Raw genomic sequence first — 15,043 nt, 5'->3', positions numbered from 1 at the left:
CTCATCCTGTTGTCCTTTGAGTTTTCGGAGTTTTCTCTTTTATGTGCGGTATTGTCGGCGCAGTATGCGCTCGAGATGTAACACCTTTTTTGTTAACCGGTCTTCAAACACTTGAATACCGTGGGTACGACTCGGCTGGACTGGCTCTGCTGAACGGCGGTCTTAAACGGGCCCGTTCCGTCGGTCGTGTGTCCGAGCTGCGGGCGTTGGTTGATCGCGAGCAGTTACAGGGGCATATGGGTATTGCTCACACCCGCTGGGCAACACACGGAGTGCCGGCGGAACGGAATGCGCACCCACATGTGTCTGGAAAGCTTGCGGTTGTTCACAATGGCATTATTGAGAACCATGTTGAACTGCGGGCTATGCTTTCGGGTCTGGGGTACGATTTTACGTCGGATACCGATACGGAGACGGTTGCTCATCTCGTTGAGGCTTGCCTGGCAGGGAAGGTGGGTGAAGCGTCGCCCTCGCTCTTCGAGGCTGTGGGGGCTGCGGTCCCTTACCTGAAAGGCGCGTATGCCCTGGCTGTGGTTCGGGCAGACGAACCAGAAACTCTGGTTGTAGCCAGGGAAGGTTCGCCGCTGATGCTGGGGCAGGGTGATACTGGTTTTTATGCAGCCTCCGATGCCTCCGCTTTGATTTCGGAAACCCGTGAGTTGATGTATCTGGAGAACGGAGATGTTGCCCAGCTTACCTTGGACGGCGTAACGATACGGGATGCAGAGGGTCAGTCGGTTACTCGCCCTGTGACCACCTCTACGCTGAGAGCAGATGCGGTTCAGTTGGGCGAGTATAAGCACTACATGCAAAAGGAGATCTTCGAGCAGCCCCAGGCCCTTGGCAATACCCTTGAAATGCTTGGCGGTACAGGAACGCTTCAGTCGGGCTTGTTCGGTGCGGATGCCGCGCGAATTTTTGATGAAGTGGACTCAGTACTTATTCTGGCCTGCGGTACTTCCAGCTATGCCGGGATGGTGGCGCGCTATTGGATTGAGGCGATTGCAGGCGTGCCCTGTAATGTGGAGATTGCTAGTGAATATCGGTACCGGAAATCAGTAGCCCGGGAATCCCAGTTGGTTGTGGCCATATCCCAGTCGGGAGAGACCGCTGACACCATTGCGGCCCTGCAGTATGCCAAGTCGTTGGGGCACCGATACACTCTGGCTATCTGTAATGTGCCCGAATCCTCCATCGTTCGCGAGGCCGCGCTACGTTTTATTACGCGTGCGGGTCCTGAAATTGGTGTGGCTTCTACCAAGGCGTTTACCACGCAGTTGTCGACGCTGTTCCTGCTCGCTCTTCTTTTGGCCAAGGGGCGTGGCGCGCTATCGGCTGAGGATGAGGCCACCTACCTGAATGAAGCGCGCCATTTGCCGGTCGCCGTTGAAAAGGTTCTGGCGCTGGAGTCGGCGATTCGGGATCTGGCTCAGCAGTTTGGTAACAAGCAACACGCGCTGTTCCTTGGTCGTGGCCGGCATTACCCGATTGCACTGGAAGGTGCCTTAAAGCTTAAGGAAATTTCCTATATACATGCAGAGGCCTACCCGGCGGGAGAACTGAAACACGGCCCTTTGGCGTTGGTTGATGCCGAGATGCCTGTGGTGGTTGTGGCGCCCAATGATGAACTGTTGGAGAAATTGAAGGCCAACATGGAAGAAGTTCGGGCCAGAGGTGGCGAACTGTTCGTGTTTGCCGATGGTGACAGCCAGATCGCCTCCGAACCCGGAATACAGGTTCTTAAAATGCCCGAGCATTACGGAATCTTGTCGCCGGTTCTTCATGTTGTTGCATTGCAATTATTGGCTTACCACGTGGCTCTAGTGAAGGGCACTGATGTGGACAAACCCCGCAATTTGGCCAAAAGTGTTACTGTTGAGTGACCGTGGCGATCATCTTTTCTGGTAAAGGAACACCATGTTTGAAAAATTCCTGAATTTATCTCGGGTCCACAAGCGGCTGGTGTCGGTTTTTGCTGATGTGGCGGTTCTGTTTTTTGCTTTGTGGGCGGCGTTTTCGCTGCGCCTGGAGCAGCAGTTCTGGGTGCCTGATCAGGGGCAGCTTATTGTCTCTGGGTTAACGGTTGTCTTCACGATTGCCGTGTTCATAAAGCTGGGTCTCTATCGCGCGGTCATTCGCTATCTGAGTGACAGGGCCTTTATCACGGTGATAACCGGGGTGGTGATTTCGTCGATCACCTTGATCTTGTTGGGATATTGGCTTGAGGTACAGGTTCCTCGTTCCGTGCCTATCATTTACGGGGCGCTGGCTTTTATCTTTGTAAGCGGAACCAGAATGACGGTCCGTATGCTGGTGAATCGTCCTCGGCATCGCAACAAGCAGTTTGTGGCGATTGTTGGTGCAGGCGAGACCGGCCTGCAACTTGCGAACGCGCTGGATCAAGGCACCGAATATCATCCTGCGGCTTTTATCACGTTGCTGAAAGCAAACCACCGGGCCTTGATTAATGGAATCCCGGTTTACGACATCAGTCACATCGAGCGTGTGGTGAGGGAGCATCGTATCAAGCGTTTGTTGCTGGCTCTGGATGCCGATTCTGGTATTGACCGTAAGCGCTTGCTGAAAAAGCTGGAGCCGCTCGCCATTCCGGTGCAGACCGTTCCAACCATGTCCGAACTGGTAGCGGGCCAGGCACGCATCAATGATATCCGGGATCTGGAGCTTGAGGATTTGTTGGGTCGGGACCCCGTGCAGCCAGACAATGCACAGGTCGCTACCAGCCTGTATGAGCGCGCAGTAATGGTAACCGGGGCTGGTGGCTCAATAGGTTCCGAGTTGTGCCGCCAGATCATTCAGCACCGTCCTTCCAAATTGGTGCTTTTTGAACAGTCTGAGTTTTCTCTTTACGCCATTGAGCGCGAGCTTCAGGCGATCAATCAGATTGAGGCACTTGGGGTAGAAATCCACCCGTTGCTGGGCAGTGTTACCCACCGTCGGCGTTGTGAGACCGCGATGCGGAGTTTTGGCGTAGAAACCGTATACCACGCCGCAGCTTACAAGCATGTGCCTCTGGTTGAACACAATGTTATCGAAGGTATTCAGAATAATGTGTTTGGCACCTTTCACGTTGCGGAAGCGGCCATTGCGGCCGGGGTGAAGCGCTTTGTGTTGATCTCCACCGACAAAGCGGTGCGTCCCACTAATGTGATGGGTGCCAGTAAGCGTCTTGCTGAGCTTGTGCTCCAGGGCCTGGCTCAGCGGCAGTCAGACACTATCTTTTCCATGGTGCGGTTTGGCAACGTGCTCGGCTCTTCCGGCTCTGTTGTCCCTCTGTTCAGGGATCAGATTCGCGATGGCGGGCCAGTTACCGTGACGCACCCGGATATTATCCGTTACTTCATGACCATTCCTGAGGCCAGCCAGCTTGTCCTTCAGGCTGGCAGCATGGGGCAGGGTGGCGAAGTGTTCGTTCTGGATATGGGCGAGCCCGTAAAAATTGCCGACCTGGCCCGGAAAATGATTCACCTGATGGGGTTGATGGAGAAAACAGACGATCGGCCGGATGGGGATATCGAAATTGTATTCTCCGGGCTGCGGCCCGGTGAAAAGCTCTATGAGGAGTTGTTGATTGGCGACAACCCGCAGGGTACGGCTCACCCCCGGATCATGATGGCAAGGGAGGTCTCGATGCCCTGGGATGAGGTGGAACAAACGCTCAACCGTCTGATGCGGGCAAGTCATGACTTTGATTGTCAGGAGATCATTCAAATCCTTAAAACGGCACCGACGGGGTTTGCCCCCAATGGGGATGTGGCGGATCTGGTATGGTGCAATGGTGATCGACAGTTAACTGTGGCTTCTCAAGAGTCCGATAAGATAAGGCGCTTCCCGGCCTGAAACGATTTGTTCGGTAAGGCCGGTGAGGTTTTTAAAGAAGGGGCGGATCGGGAAGATCTTGCCCCTTTTTTCTTCTATCATGCAGGGATACTTTTGGCTGACCATTTGCGCCGAACTACAAAGACCAGAGGCACCTGACACCCGATGTTTGAAAACAGCTCCATACTGATCACCGGCGGTACAGGCTCCTTCGGCCATACCTTCGTCCCCATGCTCCTCGAGCGTTTCAATCCCAGAAAAGTGATCATTTTCTCCCGGGATGAAATGAAGCAGTGGGAGATGGCCAAGAAGTTTGCCGGCGATCACCGCGTTCGCTTTTTCATCGGCGACGTGCGCGACAAAGATCGCCTTTACCGGGCGCTGGATGGGGTCGATTACGTGGTGCATGCCGCAGCCACCAAGATTGTTCCAACCGCGGAATACAATCCCTTCGAGTGCATCAAGACCAATATCAATGGCGCCATGAACCTGATCGATGCCTGTATCGATAAAGGCGTGAAGCGTGTTGTGGCTCTTTCAACAGATAAAGCCAGCAGCCCGATCAATCTGTATGGCGCTACCAAGCTGGCCTCAGACAAATTGTTCGTTTCTGGCAATTCCTACGCGGGTGGCCATGAGACACGCTTTGCGGTCGTGCGCTATGGCAATGTAATGGGATCCCGTGGGTCGGTTATTCCGTTTTTCATGTCGGTTAAGGACCAGGGCGTGTTGCCCATTACCGACGAGCGCATGACCCGCTTTATGATTTCGTTGGAAGAGGGTGTGGAGCTGGTGTGGCACGCCTTTGAGGATATGGAAGGTGGGGAAATCTACGTGAAGAAAATCCCTTCCATGAAGGTGACCGATCTTGCACGGGTGGTCGCTCCGGAAGCCAAACACGAGATCGTTGGCATCCGCCCCGGCGAGAAGCTGCATGAGCAGATGATTGGTGCCGAGGATTCCTATTACACCTATGAGTACCCGGAGCACTTCAAGATTCTGCCAGCCATTCATGACTGGAGCGCCGATGCTGCGCGCATCAAGGACGGCAAGAAAGTGCCTGAAGGATTTGTTTATTCAAGTGACAACAACACAGAATGGATGTCCCAAGAAGATCTGCAGGCCTGGATTGATGCCAACCGGGAAAAAATCGGGAGTATCTGATTGATGATTCCTTACGGGCGCCAGGAAATCACGCAAGAAGACATTGATGCCGTTGTTGAAGTTCTCAAATCGGACTTCCTGACCCAGGGCCCGAAAGTTCCAGAGTTTGAGAACACGGTGGCCAGCCATGTTGGTGCGAAGTTTGGCGTGGCTGTTAACAGCGCAACGTCGGCCTTGCACGTTGCCTGCGCGGCTCTTGACCTGGAAGAAGGGGACTGGCTGTGGACTTCGCCGGTCACGTTTGTGGCCTCGGCAAATTGTGGCCTTTATTGCGGCGCAAAGGTGGATTTCGTCGATATCGACCCCCGCACCTACAATCTTTGCCCGGATGCGCTTGAGCGGAAGCTGGAACAGGCCAGGGAGCAGGATCGTCTGCCCAAGGTGGTTGTGCCTGTTCACCTGTGTGGCCAGCCTTGCGACATGGAACGGATCAAGGCGTTGTCTGATCGTTATGGTTTTCGCATTGTTGAGGATGCGTCCCATGCCATTGGTGGCAAGTATCAGGGCGAGTTTATTGGCAGCGGCCGGTTCAGCGATATAACGGTGTTCAGCTTCCATCCGGTAAAAATTGTGACAACTGCGGAAGGCGGCATGGCAGTGACCAATGACGCTGAACTGGCGCAGCGTATGGAGATGCTCCGTAGCCATGGCATAACCCGGGACCCTGCCCGCATGACCCACGAGCCAGACGGCCCCTGGTACTATCAGCAGGTGGACCTGGGCTTTAACTACCGTATGACCGAGCTGCAGGCGGCCCTGGGTGTAAGCCAGATGGCACGGCTGGACGACTTCGTGAAGCGTCGGCATGAACTGGCCCGGCGATACGATGAACTGTTGGCGGATTTGCCGGTACTGAGCCCATGGCAGCATCCGGACAGCTATTCAGGCCTTCACCTTTACGTGATCCGACTGAAATTGGGAGAGATTCGTGCCAGCCACCGGGAGGTATTCGAGTCGCTCAGGGAGCAGGGAATCGGTGTAAACCTGCATTACATCCCCGTCCATACTCAGCCCTTCTACGAGGCCATGGGGTTCGCGCCCGATGATTTTCCGGAATCCATGCGCTATTACAACGAAGCGATCAGCATTCCCATGTACCACGGCCTGACGTTTGAACAGCAGGACGCGGTGGTTGCAGCGCTGAAGCAGGCCCTTTCGGTATGAAGGTTGCGGTAATTCCCGCCCGCGGAGGCAGCAAGCGGATTCCGGGCAAGAATATCCGGGATTTCTGCGGCAAACCGATGATCGCCTGGTCCATTGAGGCGGCCCGCGCGAGTGGCTGTTTTGACGATGTGATCATTTCAACCGATGACGAGAGGATCGCCGAAGTAGCCAGGAAGTTTGGAGCGACCGTTCCTTTCATGCGTCCGGTACATCTTTCGGATGATTACACGGGAACACTTCCGGTTATCCGACATGCGGTTGAGTGGCTTGCGGAGGCCGGCCATGCTGTTGATTTTGCATGCTGTGTCTATGCCACGGCCCCTTTCATCACGCCCGCGGACATTCAAGAGGGCGAAAGGCGGCTTCAATCCGCGGGCTGCAGCTTCGCGTTTTCTGTGACCAGCTACGCTTTTCCTATTCAGCGTGCACTTCGCCTTGCCGATGGCGGCCGGGTCGAGATGATGCATCCCGGGCAGTTTGCAACACGATCCCAGGATCTGGAGGAAGCCTGGCATGATGCCGGTCAGTTTTACTGGGGGACCGCCGAAGCCTGGCTTGAGGAGCGGATGATCTTTGGGCGGGACTCTATCGGAATCCCGATTCCCCGCTACCGTGTTCAGGATGTTGATACCCATGAGGATTGGGAGTCGGCCGAGTATATGTTTGAAGCGCTGAGAGCCCGGGCGCGCAATGGCTGAATCGCTCGCGGTTGCTTTTCGGGTAGATGCATCCACGCTTATAGGGTCTGGCCATGTGATGCGCTGCCTCACTCTTGCAGACGCTCTGGCAGAAGCCGGTGCCCGATGTTTTTTCGTAATGCGGCAGAAGCCGGGAAATCTGGAGGGCGCGGTGCGCAGCAGGGGGTATCAGGTATTGATGCTTTCATCGGGCGGGGCGGAGCAAAGCGCTCGCCATTCTGAAAGTGAGCCACCCCACACCGGCTGGCTGGGAGTGAGTTGGGAAGCCGATGCCTCTGACACTCTGCAGGCATTGAAAGGCATCGAGTTGGACTGGCTGGTAGTAGACCACTACGCACTCGATCATCGCTGGGAGTCTAAGGTTGTTGGTTGTTGCCGGCGCCTGATGGCTATTGATGACCTTGCAGACCGAAAGCATCAGAGTGATGTGCTTTTGGACCAGAATCTTGGGCGTGAACTGCATGATTACGATGGTCTGGTACCGGGCCACGCCAAGCGGCTGATTGGCTCTGATTACGCTTTGCTCAGGCCCGAGTTCTCACGGGCACGTGCCCTGTCTCTCGAAGAAAGGAAAACCCGGGAGCCCGGGAACATACTTGTTAGTATGGGGGGCGTGGATGCGGCTAATGTTACCGCCAATGTTTTGAGGGTATTGGATAGCATCGAGTTTGTTGCCTCTTGCCGGGTTACCGTCGTTCTTGGGGCCGCCTGTCCTCATATCGACGAGGTGATAGAGCAAGCGGAATCAATGCGTCTGGATACACGGGTGGTCGTAAATGCCAGCAACATGGCGGAGCTGATGAGCCAGGCAGATCTTGCCATTGGTGCCGCTGGGGGCTCTGCCTGGGAACGCTGCTGCCTTGGTTTGCCCAGCTTGCTTGTGGTGATGGCAGACAACCAACGGCCGGGCGCTGAGGCGCTGAAACGGGCTGGCGCATCACTCAGTTTGGGGTCGCCGGGCGCTATTGAAGAGACATTGCCCAGGGCGATGCGTGAAGTATTCGCGCCCGGAAGGTTGCTTGAGATGAGTCAGAATGCTGCCGCAATCTGTGATGGCCTTGGTGTGCAGCGTGTGGCTGATGCCCTCCGGGAGGTTTCGGATGAGTAGTGGGCGGCTGAGACTTATGCGCTCCGGGGACCTGGCGCGGGTTCTCAGTTGGCGGAATCATCGCGATGTGCGCCAGTTTATGTACACCAGCCATGAAATCTCCCCCGAAGAGCATGAGCAGTGGTTTGCCCGGAACAGTGAAGCCACCGGTGTGTGGCTGCTGATCTACGAGGTTGATTCGGCCCCTGTCGGCTTCGTTAATATCTCCTCGACCCGCTGTGCCCAGGTTGCAGACTGGGGCTTCTATCTGGCACCGGATGCAGAGCCAGGAACCGGGCGGTCGCTTGGTGAGGCTGCCTTGAGGTACGCCTTTGAAGAGCTGGAATTGCATAAACTCTGCGGGCAGGCGCTCGGTTTTAACGAACGATCAATCCGCTTCCATGAGCGTCTTGGATTTACCCGGGAAGGTGTCCTGAGAGAGCAACACTGCGATGGCGAGCGTTATCACGACGTTATCTGTTTTGGCCTTTTGGCTGCCGAGTGGAAAAACGCGAAATAAAGGTTTAAGGGCGTGATTATGAGTGAAGCAAAAGTTGTCATTGACGGTCGTGAAATTTCATCATCTCAGACGCCTTACATAATTGCGGAGCTGTCCGCCAATCATAACGGCAAGCTTGAAACGGCTCTGAAGATCATTGATGAAGCGGCCGAAGCCGGGGCAGACGCGGTAAAATTGCAGACTTACCGTCCCGATACCATCACCCTGGACTCCGATGCTGATGATTTCAAGATCAAAGGCGGGCTCTGGGACGGTCGTACCCTCTACGAGTTATATGAAGAGGCCCACATGCCCTGGGAGTGGCATAAGCCTCTATTTGAGCGAGCCCGGGAGCGGGGCATCACGATTTTCAGTTCGCCGTTCGATACCACCGCCGTTGATCTGCTTGAGGAACTCGGCGCTCCAGCCTATAAGATCGCATCATTTGAGGCGGTGGATCTGCCATTGATTGAGTATGTGGCCCGGACTGGTAAACCGATGATCATTTCCACCGGAATGGCGGATGCGGAAGAAATCCGGGAGGCCATTGATGCGGCGCGAGGAGCTGGCTGTAAACAGCTGGCGATTCTTCACTGTGTAAGTGGCTACCCGGCTCCAGCGGAAGACTATAACCTGCGAACCATTGTGGACATGCAGCAGCGTTTCGGCTTGGTAACAGGGCTTTCGGATCACACCCTGGACAATACAACGGCGATTGCCAGCGTTGTACTGGGTGCATCAATCATTGAAAAGCACTTCACGCTCGACCGTTCTGGCGGTGGTCCGGATGACAGTTTTTCCCTTGAGCCTGACGATCTCAAAGCGCTTTGCCGGGATAGCAAGACAGCCTGGAGGGCACTTGGCGAGGTGAATTACGGTCGAAAATCCAGCGAGCAGGGTAACGCGCTGTTTCGCCGTTCCCTGTACTTTGTGAATGATATCAAGGCGGGGCACGTCATATCCGGCGAAGATGTACGGAGTGTTCGCCCGGGCTTCGGGTTGGCGCCCAAGCACCTGAAAGCCGTTGTTGGCAAGGTAGCCACGCATGACATAAGCAGGAACTCTCCGGTCAGGGAAGCGGATTTTCGGTAACCGGTAAACGAATAGAAAACCTGGCCGGGGACTGGGCCGGGCTAAGAATTATTAACAAGGACGTTCAAGTATGATTTCAATATCTCACCACGGCGCCACCTCTGGCGTAACCGGCTCCTGCCACGAACTTACCCTTGGTCAAGGGGCCCAGAAGAGCGGCATCCTCATAGACTGCGGCCTGTTCCAGGGCCAGGACGAGGGCCGCGGCGCTTCCGCTTCCGATCTCTCTATTGATTTTCCCATCGAACATATCCGGGCCCTGGTGGTCACCCACGTGCATATCGACCACGTGGGGCGCATTCCCTATTTACTGGCTGCGGGTTTCGACGGGCCCATTATTTGTTCCGAGCCTTCAGCCATTATGCTGCCGGAGATTCTGGAGGATGCCCTGAAAATCGGCTTCACCCGCGACCGGCAGCTGATTGAGCGGGTTCTGGGGCTGATCCGTTCCCGCCTGGTGCCTGTGCCTTATGGCCAGTGGCATTCGTTGTTAGCTGAGGATGATTGTTCGCTGTCGGTTCGGCTGCAGAGAGCCGGGCATATTCTGGGCTCGGCCTATGTGGAGTGTGATGTGGTAGAGGGGGATGTTGCAGAGCGGATTGTGTTCAGTGGCGACCTCGGGGCGCCCCATGCACCCTTGCTGCCGGCGCCCCAATCCCCGGAGCGGGCGGACCGGCTGGTGATTGAGAGTACTTATGGGGATAAGGACCATGAGGATCGGGAAACGCGGCGCTATCGATTGAAGGCGGTGCTCGAGCACGCCTTGGAAGATGGCGGCACGGTGTTGGTGCCGGCGTTCAGTATTGGGCGGACGCAGGAGTTGCTTTATGAGATTGAGGGCCTGATTCATGAGTTTGGCGGAGAGCTATGGAGCAATCTGGAAATCGTTGTGGATTCGCCCCTTGTTGCGGAATTCACCCGAATCTACCGAGACCTGAAGCCCTACTGGGATGCTGAGGCCACAGACCTGGTACGCCAGGGCCGGCATCCGCTCTCTTTTGAGCAACTCACGGTCATCAATTCCCACGAAGACCACCTGAATGCGGTGGATTACCTGGCCCGCTCCCATCGCCCTTGTGTGGTTCTGGCCGGTTCCGGTATGTGCGCCGGTGGCCGGGTGGTGAATTACCTGAAGGCCATGCTGGGGGATAAAAGGAACGATGTGCTGTTTGTGGGCTACCAGGCCGCAGGAACGCCAGGAAGGGATATTCTTACTTATGGGCATCGCGGTGGCTGGGTTGAGTTGGATGATGAACGCTACGATATCCGGGCACGGATTCATCAGGTCGGGGGCTATTCGGCCCATGCGGGGCAATCGGATCTTGTGGCGTTTGTAGCAGGTATACCTGTACCTCCCCGTGAGATTCGAATTGTCCACGGTGATTCGGTCGCCAAACTGGCGTTGAAAAGGTGTTTTCAATCCCTGGTTGGTACAGACATAATTATTCCATCAGAGTAGGGCGAATGATCGCCGGGCTATACTTTCTGGGAAAGGATTTCAAATGAAGAAAATTGCAGTTATTGGTCTGGGTTATGTGGGGCTGCCTCTCGCCGCGGCCTTTGGTGAAAAGCGGGAAATTGTCGGTTTCGATATCAATAAAAAACGGATTGCCGAGCTGAAAGATGGCGTTGATTTCACCCGTGAGGTGTCCCGGGAAGAATTGGCTGCCGCGTCGGGTTTGTCTTTTACCGATAATCTTGAAGGCATTCGCGATTGCCAGATTTATATTGTCACGGTGCCTACCCCGATTGATGAATTCAAAACTCCGGATTTAACCCCTCTGGTAAAAGCCAGCGAAACCGTAGGCAAGGTTTTGAAGCAGGGCGATATTGTGATTTACGAATCCACGGTATATCCCGGCGCCACGGAAGAGGTTTGCGTGCCGGTACTGGAGAAAGTCTCCGGTCTTGCGTTTAACAAGGATTTCTTTGCCGGTTACAGTCCTGAGCGAATAAATCCGGGTGATAAAGAGCATCGGGTAACCAGCATCATGAAAGTGACTTCTGGTTCCACTCCGGAAATTGCCGATGAAGTGGATGCGCTTTATGCCAGTGTTATTACCGCAGGCACTCACAAAGCCAGTTCCATCAAAGTGGCAGAAGCGGCAAAGGTTATCGAAAACACCCAGCGTGATCTGAATATAGCGCTGATGAATGAGCTTTCGATGATTTTTTCGCGTCTGAAAATTGATACCCATGAAGTGCTGGCTGCAGCGGGCACAAAGTGGAATTTCCTGCCATTTAAACCCGGTCTTGTAGGTGGCCACTGTATTGGTGTTGACCCGTATTATCTCACTCACAAAGCCCAGGCTATTGGTTACCATCCTGAAATTATTCTGTCCGGCCGGCGGGTAAACGACAATATGGGCCCCTATGCAGCAGCCGAACTGGTTAAGGCAATGATTAAAGCCGGGCATACGGTGGCATCATCAAAAGTGCTGGTAATGGGTCTTACCTTTAAGGAAAACTGCCCGGATTTGCGGAACACCCGGGTGATTGATGTTATTCGGGAGTTGGAGGATTTCGGCTGTTCCGTGGATGTAACGGACTGCTGGGCGGATAATACCGAAGCCGATCATGAATATGGTATTTCTCTGGTGGAGTCACCGAAATCCGGAGATTATGATGCGCTGTTTCTTGCGGTGCCCCATCGTGAATATGCCGCCAAATCTTCAAAAGAGCTGCGAGCTTATTTGAAAGACAATGGTGTTCTGTTTGATCTGAAGGGGGTTTTGCCGTTGGGTGAAGCGGATCTCAGGCTGTAAGTACAAAATTTGTACAGAGTGTGATTTAAAAGCCGGTCAACTTGACTGGCTTTTTTTATTAAAGGCTCGTAAATAAATAATTTTGCCAGATCACATTTATTTGATTATTATCTTGGTTGACTTTTGGTCAACTCCAATTAAGTTTTTAAAACCCCTATTTGAATAAGGTTTTAATTCCATGGCAAAGATTAACGACTATTACCAGAAAAAACAGCTTATGGAAAAGCTTGCTGCAGAGCTGGAACAGCTTGAAAAAGACCAGGCTCTGAAAGGTGAACTGGAGTTTGAAAACAAGGTTCGCGCCTTGATGAAGGAGTATGACAAGTCGCCGAAGGATGTACTTCAGATTCTCTCTGCGATTGATCCCTCAGTGGCCGGCGGCAAGACCGATTCAACGGCTGGCAGTCGCCCGAAGCGCCCGATGAAGACTTACAAGAACCCGCACACCGGTGAAGTGGTCAAGACCCGTGGTGGCAATCACAAGACGCTTAACGAGTGGCGTCAGAAGCATGGTAAGGAAGCCGTGCAGAGCTGGCAGCAGGACTGATGCCAGCTAGCCCTTCTCCTTTCAGGGAGAGGGGCTGTTAACCCACCACGACCCGATTCCGACCACCTTCCTTCGCCGCGTACAGCGCCTCATCCGCCTTCTGCATCCACTGCATATAGTTCTCAGGCTCTTCCGTTAACTGGGCAATGCCAATGCTGATGGTATAGCGGATCGGTGCCACGCTGGTTTCCACCACGCTTTGTTCGATGGTTTCCCGTATTCGCTCACAGATGATGCGTGCGCCCTCGGCATCGGTTTCCGGCAGTATGATGCCGAATTCCTCACCACCGTAGCGGCCGGCGCTGTCGGATTGGCGGATGGCATTGCGGGTGATGCTGGCGGTGTGTTTGATTACTTCATCCCCGGCCAGGTGGCCGTGGGTGTCGTTCACCGGCTTGAAGTGGTCGATATCAAACATTACCAGGCTGGTGGTGTGGCCGTAGCGGCGGAAGCGTTCGAATTCAGCATCCACCAGGTTTTCCCAGGTGCCCCGGTTGAGCAGGCCGGTGAGGCGGTCTGTCATGCTAAGTTTGGCCAATTGTTCGTTGGCCCGTTCCAAAGCCATTTTACTGCTGGCGATGTCGGTAACGTCGTACACCATCAGGCACACTTTCTCGACTTCCCCGTTGGTGCCGGAGAGCGGGCTGATGGTCAGGTTCTGGAACATGTACTCTTCGGTACCGGTGATGGGCCGGGTATTGCGGAACTGGAACAGGTAAGGGCGTTGCTCCCACGAGGTAAAGGCTTTGGTGTTGAGCAAAGCTACGGCGTCCACTTTGCGGGTCAGCCAGGCTTGGGGGATATCCGGGAATACATCAAACAGTACCTGGCCCTGGATCTTGCTGGCAGTGATGCCGCTGTGGTTTTCCATGAATCCGTTCCAGACTTCGACTTTGAAATCCAGATCCAGCACCACCAGGCCCACTTCCACGGATTCCAGCATGTCCATCAGCCAGTGAAAGGTGTTGGCTTCAGATTCTTCTATGGCCATGAGTCAGTCCACCAGATATTGCAGGCGATCTTCAAGAAAAGGCACTGAATCCTCGGTGAGGAGGATCAGCATGTCGCATTCGATGTCCCTGTCTTCCAGGGTGTAGCAGATTTCGATGCACAGCAGCTGTTCTTCCCTGGAACTGTGGTGTTCAAGCAATTCGGTAATCTGCCGATGCTGGCCAAGAACCGTTGGATGGCCCAGGCCGAGTTTCAGGTCCAGCTGGTCGCCGATGCCTTTGAGGAAGGCGCCGAAGAGTATGCTGGACATATCCATCAGCACTTCCACATTCACCGCTTCACCCTCAAGGGTGTCGTAGTGAAGCATCTCTGCCATTTCCCGGAAGCTGGCGTCTGCGAACAGCAGAAGTGCTTCCCCGGCGATTCCGGCGCCGGTGAACCCCTGGCACACGGCCGAATACGTGTCGCTGTCGCTGACTGAGGAAATCGCCATGTGCAGTTCGGAGTTGGCCAGGAAGGCTACCTTGGGAATCGGCTGTTTAACGAAGACACGCAGTAGGCGAGCCAGGAGATCCGAGGATCGGCCCATGGCGACGTTGGAGATTTCCTGCAGGTAGTCGTTCAGGGAAACGGAGATTTCCGGGGCGGGGCTGCCTGTGCTTTTGAGGCTGGTGTCCTGCAGCGCCGTGTCTTCGAGTTCTCCGGGGCGATACACCCCGTATTCCACCAGCAGGTCGAGCACAATGCACGTCTCGGTGGGTTTCTTGATAAAGTCGAGGGCGCCGAGTTTCTTTACCCGCTCCCGGGCTTCAGGCTGGATATCGCCGGAAACCACGATGGTCATGACCGGCAAATCTTCCCTGCGAACCTGCTCCAGCACCTGATAGCCGTCCATCTCCGGCATGTTCAGATCCAGGAACATCAGCTCTGCCTCATGCCGGCGCAACTTCTCCAATGCTTCCACACCGTCTTTCGCGAAGCTGACATCCCCACGCAATCCTTCTGGCAGGGCTCGGGCCATTTGCTTTCTGGCAAGGGCAGAGTCGTCGCAGATCAGAATGCGGGTGGTCATTGATGGGGCCGTAGAGGGTTGGTCATAAGGTGCGAAAGTATACCAGTAGTCTTTGTTATGTACACGTTTGCTACAGCATTCGTAACAATCGGTAAGGTGCTGTAAGTATATTAAGCCAAAGGTTTTGTGACTGTATTCAAAGTTGGTTGAGTATTACTGAATTGTAA

General features: G+C 54.6%; 13 protein-coding genes. 11 read left to right on the top strand and 2 right to left on the bottom strand.

Translation table 11 applies throughout. The annotated features are described in order from the left end of the window. Positions 1–41: 41 nt before the first annotated feature. From glmS to A8B84_RS01420, 11 genes are all read left to right on the top strand, one after another. Positions 42–1,883 (top strand): glutamine--fructose-6-phosphate transaminase (isomerizing), encoded by a 1,842-nt coding sequence (gene glmS, locus A8B84_RS01470; protein ID WP_064228740.1) that lies wholly within the window; start codon positions 42–44, stop codon positions 1,881–1,883. A 34-nt stretch (positions 1,884–1,917) separates the two neighbouring features. Next, entirely contained in the window at positions 1,918–3,858 is a 1,941-nt protein-coding gene (locus A8B84_RS01465) for a polysaccharide biosynthesis protein (protein WP_064228741.1), read from the top strand. Positions 3,859–4,002: 144 nt separating this feature from the next. Next, positions 4,003–5,001, top strand: a complete 999-nt coding sequence (gene pseB, locus A8B84_RS01460; RefSeq protein WP_064228742.1) for a UDP-N-acetylglucosamine 4,6-dehydratase (inverting) — start codon at positions 4,003–4,005, stop codon at positions 4,999–5,001. 3 nt (positions 5,002–5,004) lie between these two features. After that, on the top strand, positions 5,005–6,165 hold the full coding sequence (pseC, locus tag A8B84_RS01455; RefSeq protein ID WP_064229000.1) for a UDP-4-amino-4,6-dideoxy-N-acetyl-beta-L-altrosamine transaminase: 1,161 nt from the start codon (positions 5,005–5,007) through the stop codon (positions 6,163–6,165). Further along, positions 6,162–6,863, top strand: a complete 702-nt coding sequence (gene pseF / locus A8B84_RS01450) for a pseudaminic acid cytidylyltransferase (RefSeq protein WP_064228743.1) — start codon at positions 6,162–6,164, stop codon at positions 6,861–6,863. The genes pseC and pseF overlap by 4 nt, the downstream gene beginning before the upstream one ends. Next, a complete protein-coding gene (gene pseG, locus A8B84_RS01445) occupies positions 6,856–7,971 on the top strand; it encodes a UDP-2,4-diacetamido-2,4,6-trideoxy-beta-L-altropyranose hydrolase (RefSeq protein ID WP_064228744.1) in 1,116 nt (371 codons plus the stop codon). Before pseF ends, pseG begins: the two co-directional genes overlap by 8 nt. Further along, positions 7,964–8,470, top strand: a complete 507-nt coding sequence (pseH, locus tag A8B84_RS01440; protein WP_227512761.1) for a UDP-4-amino-4,6-dideoxy-N-acetyl-beta-L-altrosamine N-acetyltransferase — start codon at positions 7,964–7,966, stop codon at positions 8,468–8,470. The genes pseG and pseH overlap by 8 nt, the downstream gene beginning before the upstream one ends. Before the next feature lie 18 nt (positions 8,471–8,488). Continuing rightward, the gene (pseI, locus tag A8B84_RS01435; RefSeq protein WP_064228746.1) at positions 8,489–9,541 is read left to right on the top strand and encodes a pseudaminic acid synthase; all 1,053 of its coding nucleotides are present in this window, start codon (positions 8,489–8,491) and stop codon (positions 9,539–9,541) included. Positions 9,542–9,611: 70 nt separating this feature from the next. Continuing rightward, complete coding sequence (locus tag A8B84_RS01430; protein WP_064228747.1) at positions 9,612–11,000, top strand: MBL fold metallo-hydrolase; 1,389 nt, start codon at positions 9,612–9,614, stop codon at positions 10,998–11,000. A gap of 43 nt (positions 11,001–11,043) precedes the next feature. After that, a complete protein-coding gene (gene tviB / locus A8B84_RS01425) occupies positions 11,044–12,306 on the top strand; it encodes a Vi polysaccharide biosynthesis UDP-N-acetylglucosamine C-6 dehydrogenase TviB (protein ID WP_064228748.1) in 1,263 nt (420 codons plus the stop codon). A 178-nt stretch (positions 12,307–12,484) separates the two neighbouring features. Further along, on the top strand, positions 12,485–12,853 hold the full coding sequence (locus A8B84_RS01420; RefSeq protein ID WP_062782058.1) for a histone-like nucleoid-structuring protein, MvaT/MvaU family: 369 nt from the start codon (positions 12,485–12,487) through the stop codon (positions 12,851–12,853). Positions 12,854–12,890: 37 nt separating this feature from the next. Here A8B84_RS01420 and A8B84_RS01415 read toward each other — a convergent pair whose 3' ends face one another. After that, positions 12,891–13,844: a sensor domain-containing diguanylate cyclase gene (locus tag A8B84_RS01415; RefSeq protein WP_064228749.1), complete on the bottom strand. Its 954-nt coding sequence runs from the start codon at positions 13,842–13,844 to the stop codon at positions 12,891–12,893. 3 nt (positions 13,845–13,847) lie between these two features. Beyond that, positions 13,848–14,876, bottom strand: a complete 1,029-nt coding sequence (locus tag A8B84_RS01410) for a response regulator (RefSeq protein WP_064228750.1) — start codon at positions 14,874–14,876, stop codon at positions 13,848–13,850. Positions 14,877–15,043: the final 167 nt, after the last annotated feature.

The organism is Marinobacter sp. EhC06 (genome assembly GCF_001650915.1).
Classification (GTDB): domain Bacteria; phylum Pseudomonadota; class Gammaproteobacteria; order Pseudomonadales; family Oleiphilaceae; genus Marinobacter.
This window is presented reverse-complemented; position numbering and strand designations above follow the sequence as displayed.

Bases quoted from the DNA above. Each gene is read 5' to 3' on its own strand.
- glmS (WP_064228740.1), top strand. From the start codon at position 42: ATGTGCGGTATTGTCGGCGCAGTATGCGCTCGAGATGTAACACCTTTT.
- A8B84_RS01465 (WP_064228741.1), top strand. From the start codon at position 1,918: ATGTTTGAAAAATTCCTGAATTTATCTCGGGTCCACAAGCGGCTGGTG.
- pseB (WP_064228742.1), top strand. From the start codon at position 4,003: ATGTTTGAAAACAGCTCCATACTGATCACCGGCGGTACAGGCTCCTTC.
- pseC (WP_064229000.1), top strand. From the start codon at position 5,005: ATGATTCCTTACGGGCGCCAGGAAATCACGCAAGAAGACATTGATGCC.
- pseF (WP_064228743.1), top strand. From the start codon at position 6,162: ATGAAGGTTGCGGTAATTCCCGCCCGCGGAGGCAGCAAGCGGATTCCG.
- pseG (WP_064228744.1), top strand. From the start codon at position 6,856: ATGGCTGAATCGCTCGCGGTTGCTTTTCGGGTAGATGCATCCACGCTT.
- pseH (WP_227512761.1), top strand. From the start codon at position 7,964: ATGAGTAGTGGGCGGCTGAGACTTATGCGCTCCGGGGACCTGGCGCGG.
- pseI (WP_064228746.1), top strand. From the start codon at position 8,489: ATGAGTGAAGCAAAAGTTGTCATTGACGGTCGTGAAATTTCATCATCT.
- A8B84_RS01430 (WP_064228747.1), top strand. From the start codon at position 9,612: ATGATTTCAATATCTCACCACGGCGCCACCTCTGGCGTAACCGGCTCC.
- tviB (WP_064228748.1), top strand. From the start codon at position 11,044: ATGAAGAAAATTGCAGTTATTGGTCTGGGTTATGTGGGGCTGCCTCTC.
- A8B84_RS01420 (WP_062782058.1), top strand. From the start codon at position 12,485: ATGGCAAAGATTAACGACTATTACCAGAAAAAACAGCTTATGGAAAAG.
- A8B84_RS01415 (WP_064228749.1), bottom strand. From the start codon at position 13,844: ATGGCCATAGAAGAATCTGAAGCCAACACCTTTCACTGGCTGATGGAC.
- A8B84_RS01410 (WP_064228750.1), bottom strand. From the start codon at position 14,876: ATGACCACCCGCATTCTGATCTGCGACGACTCTGCCCTTGCCAGAAAG.